This is a genomic window from Streptomyces sp. NRRL F-6676, assembly GCF_000725625.1.
GTDB lineage: Bacteria > Actinomycetota > Actinomycetes > Streptomycetales > Streptomycetaceae > Streptomyces.
Window position 1 is genome coordinate 1 of the sequence record NZ_JOHS01000097.1, and the last position, 7,955, is coordinate 7,955.

At 75.0% G+C, this 7,955-nt stretch carries 1 pseudogene; it reads left to right on the plus strand.

The annotated features are described in order from the left end of the window. Positions 1-79: 79 nt before the first annotated feature. Positions 80-7,955: pseudogene (locus IO29_RS39145) on the plus strand (OTU domain-containing protein); the annotation flags it as partial.

A 7,955-nucleotide genomic window follows, 5' to 3' on the forward strand; every position in this document is an offset into this window, starting at 1 on the left:
CGACAAAGCCCCCCACCCCGCCACCGAACCCCCCATCTGGCCCACCTCACAGGCACCCACCACTCCCCCCGCACCCCCGGTGGCGCCCGCGTCGAGCTATGTGCGGAACTACGGCGCGCTGCCCGACGGCACGGTCGGCCTCGTGCAGATACAGCCCTTCTCCGCCGAGGTGCTGGACGGGCTGCACCGGCAGGTGTACTCCGAGCTGGGCGTCGACGAGAACGATCCGCCCGCCGAGGTGCGCGAGCAGGTCGAGGACCGGCTCAGCGGCGCCAACCTCGCCCTCAACCTGGCCTATGTGCGCAGTGCCGGCGGTCACCGGGTCACCATCAGCGTCGGCGGACGCGACCACACCATCGACGTACAGCTCACCCTCTCCGAGGCCCGGCCCTCCTCGCGCCAGGGTGAGTTCGACACACGTGACCCCGACAAGCACGTCGAGCGGCGCGGCTTCGGCACCCGGGAGAACTTCTCCGGGCAGCCGTCCGGCACCTACCGCACGTTCCAGGTGCCGTGGACCGGGTCCTGGCCCGTGGCCGCCCCGACGCCGGTGCGGGCGGTGGACGGCGCGGCGACGGCGTCGATCACGCACAACCAGGCGAGTGACTCCAGTACGGTCACGTACGCCGTGCAGACCACGTCCGCCCAGCGCTCCAACGAGCCGTCGGACCCGGTGGAGTTCACCACCCACTGGCGGGTCCGCCGCGACGCCCCCGGCGTCACCGCGCCCTCCAAGAAGCCGTCCACCACCGCCTCCGACGGCTGGAGCGCCCCGCGGTCGCACGGTCCGACCACGATCTGGTTCCCGCGCCACCTCACCACCGCCGACCCCGCGCCCGGCTCCCTGCCGGCCCCCGCCGACCCGGACGACCTGCCGCTGTTCGGCGTCGACTCGGTCATCGACCCCCGTGCCCTCTACGAGCACACCCACCAGAGCTTCCACGCGGACCTGGACGACACCGCCGCCGGGCAGGTGTCCGACTTCCTCTCCGAGCAGGTGCTCCGCGGTCTGCTCCCGGCACAGCTCGACGGCGGTCTCTACTCACCGGTGCTCGTCAACGGCAACGGCGATGTGGTGGGCATGCTGCACTTCACCGCCGTGCCGACGGTGGGCACCCCGCAGCGGCAGAGCAACGCGGGGCAGATCAACCTCGAGAGCCATGTCGTCAACTTCTCGAAGGTGGACCTGTCGTCGAAGTACACCAGTGGCATCGGGTTCAGCGGCAACGCGGCCGCCGCGCTCACCGGGGACCACTCCGCGGGCCACCCGGACTCCTCGAAGCACATCGGCGGCAGCCTGGGCGCGCGCGGACAGGCGCAGGCGACGGTCACCAACACCTACGGCGCCGGCATCTCCTCCGGCACCATGCACGCGATCCGCACCAACCGCGGGCACCTGCTCACGCCCGCCGCCGTCGGCTACCAGGTGACCCTGATCCGGCCCGACGGGACCGAGTCGCACGCGCCCCTGCTGACCCGCCCGCACGGTCTGGACCTGCGGGTGCTGTCCAAGGACGACGCCACCGGCCACGCGCCCACCGCGAGCGAACTGCGGGAGCTGCCGGACTCGTTGGAGCGGCTGGACGGCATCGGGCTGAGCGCGGCCCCGCTCGACGTCACCGGCACCAACCCCCTGTGGGACCGTGCCGAGACCTGGCTGCGCGAGGAGGGGCTGCTGCCGCCCGACCCCAAGGCGCCGGCGGCCACCGGGCTCGGCGCGAAGCTGAAGCAGGCGGCGTTCGACCACGAGCCGGAGCATCAGATCCGGCTGCACGCCCAGCTCAACAATCTGCGCCGGCTGCGCGAGGCCCGCTCCCGGCTGGGGCTGCGTGCCGCCTCCGACTCCATGGTGGACGGCGGGCACGAGCTCCATCTGGAGGTGCCCAACAGCTCCGACACCGGGGTGCGCCGGGTGCGGCTGCTGCTCACGGCGGTCCGGGACACCTCGCGCGGCAGCGTCCACCGCCGGGTGCTGCCCGGCATCCAGGTCATGGGTCTGGCCCAGGCCTCGGGCGGCGACAGCGAGCAGCGCGGCGAGTCCTACGGCGGCGCGCTCGGTCCGATGGGCAGTGTGAGCGGGCCGCTGGGCGACTGGGGCGGGATCGGCTTCGGCGCCGACTACCAGTACGGTCACCAGATCACCCACGGCGACACCGTGGGCGGCGCGACCGGGCACGACCAGTTCTACATCGGCACCGGGCAGGACAGTCACAAGTTCGAGGTCCCGGTGCTGCTCGCGCTCGACCTGTACGCGGACGACGGCGACGAGCCCACCGTGCGGTTCGGGCAGGACGTGAACCAGGCGGCGGCCCCGGCCACGCCCGCGGCCCCGGGCGCGCCGGCCGCGCCGGTGGCCCCGACCGTGTCCGGTTCGATGTGGCTGGCGGTGCCGGAGGGCCGTACCCGCGCGCCCTCGGTGACACCCGCGCCCGCCCCGCCCACCACGCCGCGGGACGGGGCCCCGCGGCGGCCCGACGCGACCGACATGGCACGGCTGGACGGCACCGACGCAGCCGGCAACCCGCTCCCGGAGCTGGTGCGGGTGCCGGACGACGGGCTGATCGACACCGCGCGCGGTTCCGCCGCCATCGACTCGGCCTTCCGGCGGGGCGCCGCCGAGCTGCGCGACCGGATCCAGGCGGCCGCCGCGGCCACGTCGGCGAACACGGACACCGGCACCGGCCCGATCCTCCCGGTCACCGCCACCGGCGCCCCGCCGGCCACCGGCCGGGGGCCGGACCACGGCATCTCACCGCTCGCCGGGCGGGGCATGACCGACAGCACGACACGCGCCGCCGAGTTCCGGCACGCCGCGACCACACCGGGCAGCCTGATCGCCCACGGCCACGAGATCTTCAAGAACTCCTACGTCGTCGAGGGCATGACCCTGCCGGGCACGCTCGCGGACGGCCAGTACTCGCTGGAGATCCAGGCCGTCGCCCACAACGCCCGGCTCGTCGACACCACCAAGCAGTATCTGGAGACGGGTGTCGCGGCGACGGACAGCGCCCAGCAGCAGAAGTCGCTCGGCAAGTCGCACCAGACCGGTGTCACCGGGCTGGTCTCGCAGAACCCGCCCGCGCTGCCGAAGGGGGAGGACGACGGCTCCGGGCAGGTCAACCCGGAGATCGACGGGACGATCGGGGTGAGTTCCCGGTCCGGGACCAAGGCGTTCAAGGGGCTGTTCAACCCCTCGGCGCGCTTCGGTTACGTGGCGCGCACCGACACCTCGGACAGTCTCTCCTCCAGCACCGCCGTCAACCGGGTCCCCACCGAGTCCGGCGTCCTGCACCGGGTGGTCGCCGACGTCACCTACTTCGTCACCCTCCGCGCCGGTACCCGCAACGCGCTGGGCGGCATCGGGGATCTGGGCACGAACGACCCCATCACCTTCGCCGTGGATGTCCGGGACGGATTGCAGTTCCTCACCTCGCAGGGCCAGGTCACCCGTGACGCGCGGTGGATGGGCTCCGTGCGGGGCCTCACCCCGCAGCCGGCGCCGGCTCCGACGGCGGCGCTGCCGTCGTCGTACACCCGCGACCGCGAGCTGGGGCTCGGCGGCGTCCTCTCGGTCATCGAGTACCAGACGCCGCCGGCCGCGCCCCCGCCGGCCACGGCCGCGCCCGCCGGGTCCGTCCCGCTGGGGCCGGTGGCCCCCCGGGAGCGGCGCGGGCAGGTCTACCGCGAGCTGGTGGGCCTGGTGGAGTCGGAGGCACCCGGTGTGTTCACCCCGGGCCACACCGGCTACCAGCCCGGCGTACGGTCGCGGATCGCGCAGCTCACCTCGACCGCGGGGCTGCGCGCCCTGCCCGGGCGCGGCCCGGACGGCACCCCGCGCCGGGCCACCACGCGCTTCCACTTCCGCCACCACGGCGCCGGCGGCGAGCGTCTGGTCGAGGTCACGCTGACGGCGGTGCCCCGGCGTACCCAGGACCTGTCCGGCATCCGGGGCTCCTCGCGCCCGGGCTCGGGTCTGGAGCAGTGGCAGTCGCACACCTCGGCGGGGCGGACGACGACCAAGGCGTGGGTGCGGCAGAAGCAGCTCGGGGTCAATGTCACCACCCGCTACCCGCGGCCGCACCAGAAGCCCGAGGAGTCCAAGGTGGACCGGGCGGCGCCGGTGTTCACCCCGCAGGCGGCGACCAGCAGGTCGGTGCGGCGGGCGACCACCGTCGACAACCGGTTCTGGCTCCGTACCGACAACGGGGCGGACTTCGACGGCCTCCAGTACGACTACGTGGTCTCCGTCCGCTCGGCGCTGGTCGCCGACTGGCCGCCCAACCTCGTCGGCGGTCTGGTACAGAACGGTGTCATCGCCTGGTCGGAGGCGGGCGGCGATCTGCGGCGGTGGATGGACGAGCTGCTGGCGCGCGGCACGCCCCGTACCCGCAGCATCCCGGTCCGGCTGGCCCTGCGGTTCACGGGCACCGAGACCAACGCGCGCACCCGGCCGGCCACGGTGACCGCCCCGTCCGTCGTCTCCACCGTCGACCCGCGCAACACCGTGCTGCCCGGCCCGACGCCCACGCCGTACCTCGCCGACGACGGCATGTTCAGCCCGACGGGGCCGACCCCGGCGTTCGCCTTCGACGGGTGGGCCCAGCTGGAGACCGCGCTCGACGAGGTCGCACCGCTCAGCAACGGCCGCTGGCACTCCCAGTTGACCTCGGTGTCGCTGGAGGGCCGGGCGGCCCGCCTCGGGCAGCTCGTCCAGGCCGGCCGGGCCTCCCTGGACCGCCCCCGGCTCGCCGCCGACCTGACCCGGCGCATGCCCGGCACCCGCCCCTTCGAGGGGGCGCCCGCGCAGCCGCCGTCGATCACGGTCACGCTCTACAACCCGCGCCGCGCCACGCACGGCGACGACGTCACCCTCGACCAGTTGCACAACACCACCGACACGGTGAGCACGGCGGCGGGCGCCGACCACTCCTTCTCCACCGCCTTCACCGAACTCCTCAGCACCGACGGCGAGGGCCACCACCTCGCCGGTGCGACCGTGCCGCTCGCCCAGCGCTCGACCCAGCCCAGCAGCTTCGGCGGCAGCACCACCGGCAGCCGCCGCGACTGGCTCAAGAACGGCAGCACCTCCGCCCCGGCGAGCGGTGCCCGGGGCACCCGCAGCTACGCCGTCGACGCCGATGTCCACCTGCTGGTGGAGGGGCCCGAGGGCGCCCGGCACGTCACCGGCACGGTCACCCTGCGGGTGGAGGAGCGCGATCTGCTCGGCCACGGCCTCATCGCCCCGGGCGAGTCCCCGGACCATGTGCGCGACCTGCCCGCGCTCGTTCCCGACTGGGCCGACGTCGCCCCGCACGATCTGGCCGAGCGCCTGCACTCCGCGCTCACCCCCGGCACCGACGGCGTGCAGTTGTGGGTGTCCGTCGGCCCGGACACGGACGGCACCCGGCTCGGGCAGGCGCTCTACGGGGCCTCCCGCGCCGCCGTCCTCGGCAACCGTCCGGTGGAGCTGATGACCCGGGGCCCGGAGGGCATCCGCCGCTGGCGGTTCGGCGCCGACGGCTCCCTCGTCACCGCCGACCCCGACCTCGTCTCCGCCTGGACCCCGTTCCACGCCAGGGCGGAGACGCTGCACGCCGCCATGGAGACCCTCGCCGACACCCCCGGCCGGCTGCACCGCCTCACCACCTCCCTCCAGCACGCCAACCGCGCCCACGCCGACGCCGTGGACGTGCTGGACGGGGCCCGGAAGGCGGTGACGGCCGCGCTCACCGCCGAGAACAAGGCGAGGACCGACGCCGCCGCCTCCGCGAAGGCCGCCCGGGAGGCCGGGGAGCTGGTCGGCAGGCTGCGGCAGGGGCTCGCCGATGCCCGGAAGACGGTCACGACGCTGCCGCCGGTGATCGCGGCGAACGAGCGGAAGGCGGCCGACGGCCGCCGCGACCTGGGCCGGGCGCTGGACCGGCTGACCACGGTGGAGAACACCGTGCGCGCCGAGCGCGCGGCCGCGGCGGCGAAGGGGGCGCAGGGCACGCGGGGGGCCGTCCCGCCGGTCGCGCCGCCCGTCACGTCCTCGGCCACGGGCACCTCCGGAACGACCGGCACCACCGCGCCGCGCTCCAGCCGCCCGGCCGCCGACGTGGCGGACGATCCCCGGGTGCGCGCGGTCCTCCCGGCGATCACCGCCGCCGAGGACGCCATCCAGCAGGCCACCGACCAACTCGCCGACCAGCGGGCGGCGTTGAAGCGCGCCCAGCACATCGTCACCATCGGCCCCGACCGCATCCGCCAGGCGGAGGAGGCGCGCGACGAGGCCGAGGCGGAGGCGCGCGACGACGCGGCCGCCGTCGTCCGCCGGAGCGAGAACGTGCGCATCGCCCGGCTGCGCGAGAACCGCGCCCAGGGCCACGTCACCCGGGCCGGTGCCAAGGTCACCCGCCGCAACACCCAGCTCGCCACCACCGTCGGCGCGCAGTTGCGGGCCGCCGCCGAGCAGACCTCGGCCACCGAGGCGCTGCCGGACCTGTCCGCCACCGTCCGGGACAGCGCCCCCTCGCCCGAGCAGTCGCTGCGGACCACCTTCGCCACCACCGCGCCCCGCTGGCCCGACCCCGACGGCCGCTCCGCCCCCCTCCCGGCCGGCGGCCAGACCCACGCCCCCGCCCCGGCCACCACCACGGGCACGACCCAGAGCCCCCCGCCGCCGCCCCCACCGAAGAAGACGGGCACGAAGGCGACGACCAGCCCGCCCAAGACCACCACGACGCAGACGAACAAGGGCAAGGCCAAGGCAACCGTCACGGCACCGCCGCCCGCGGCCCCGTCCCCGTACGTCGCACCGCGCGGCAACCTCGTCCGGACCCCCGGCGACGGCTTCTGTCTGCAATACGCCGTCATCGGCAGCGCACCCCAACTGGTCCGCCAGCGGCTGCTACAGGCCGGCCTGACCCTCGATCCGGGCACCGCCGCCTGGCTCGGCCGGCCGGCCCAGGTGCAGCAGGCACTGATCGCGCTGGAGCAGAACCCGGCCACCACGGCCCCGGGCACCGGTCATCTGCGTGCCACCCAGCGGCAGGTGCAGAACCTGGTGCTCGCCCGGCTGACGGCGGCGACGGACGGCAGCCGCCCGCTCTCGCCCCATGTGCTCGGCCAGCTCCGGGGCGCCCTTGTCGGCGGATTCGCGGCCGAGGCCCAGAGCAGGCCGCTCGCCTGGGTCGACGCACGCCTGGCGCAGTTCGGCATCACGGGGCTGACACGCGCCGAGGACATGGACCCGGCCGACCTCCAGACCCGCTACGCGCAGGCCGTGTCCGCGCCGGGCGCACCGCCCGCCCCGGCCGGCAGCCCGCCGAGCAACCGCCAGATGTTCGCCTACCTGCGCGCGCAGAACGCGCTGCCCACGCTCGCCACCATGACGGGCGACCAGCGCCGGGCGCTGCTCATCGCCGGTTACCACCAGAGCACCGCACCCCTGACCCGGCCCGAGGCGGCCGCGCTCACCCAGGCGGTGCGGAACTGGGACACCGAGTGGGGCAGCCCGCTCGGCGACACCTTCCTGCCGCTGCTCGCGGACACCCTCGACGCCCCGATCGACGTCTTCCAGCCCATGCCCGGCACCACCCCGGCCGGCGGCACCCGCGGCATCGTCCTGCGGTACGGCCCGGTCACGACGACACCGGCGCTGGAGGTGCACTACACCGGCCTGAACCACTACAACGCGAGCACGGCGGGCCCGCTCACGGCCTCCACGACCACCACCGACCCGACGTCGAGTGCGCCCCGGCATGCCGGCGACGCCCCCAGCACCCAGCCCGACGGCCGCCACCGCCCCGCACCGAGAACCCGCAACCAGGAACCCGCACCCCGCGTCACCACACCGGTCGCCAAGGGCGCCTGGCTCCACCTCCGCCCCCACGCACCCCACGCCACCCTCCACACCGAACGCTTCGACCCCCACGCCGACCCCACCGCCAACCCACCCGGACCCGGCAAACTCT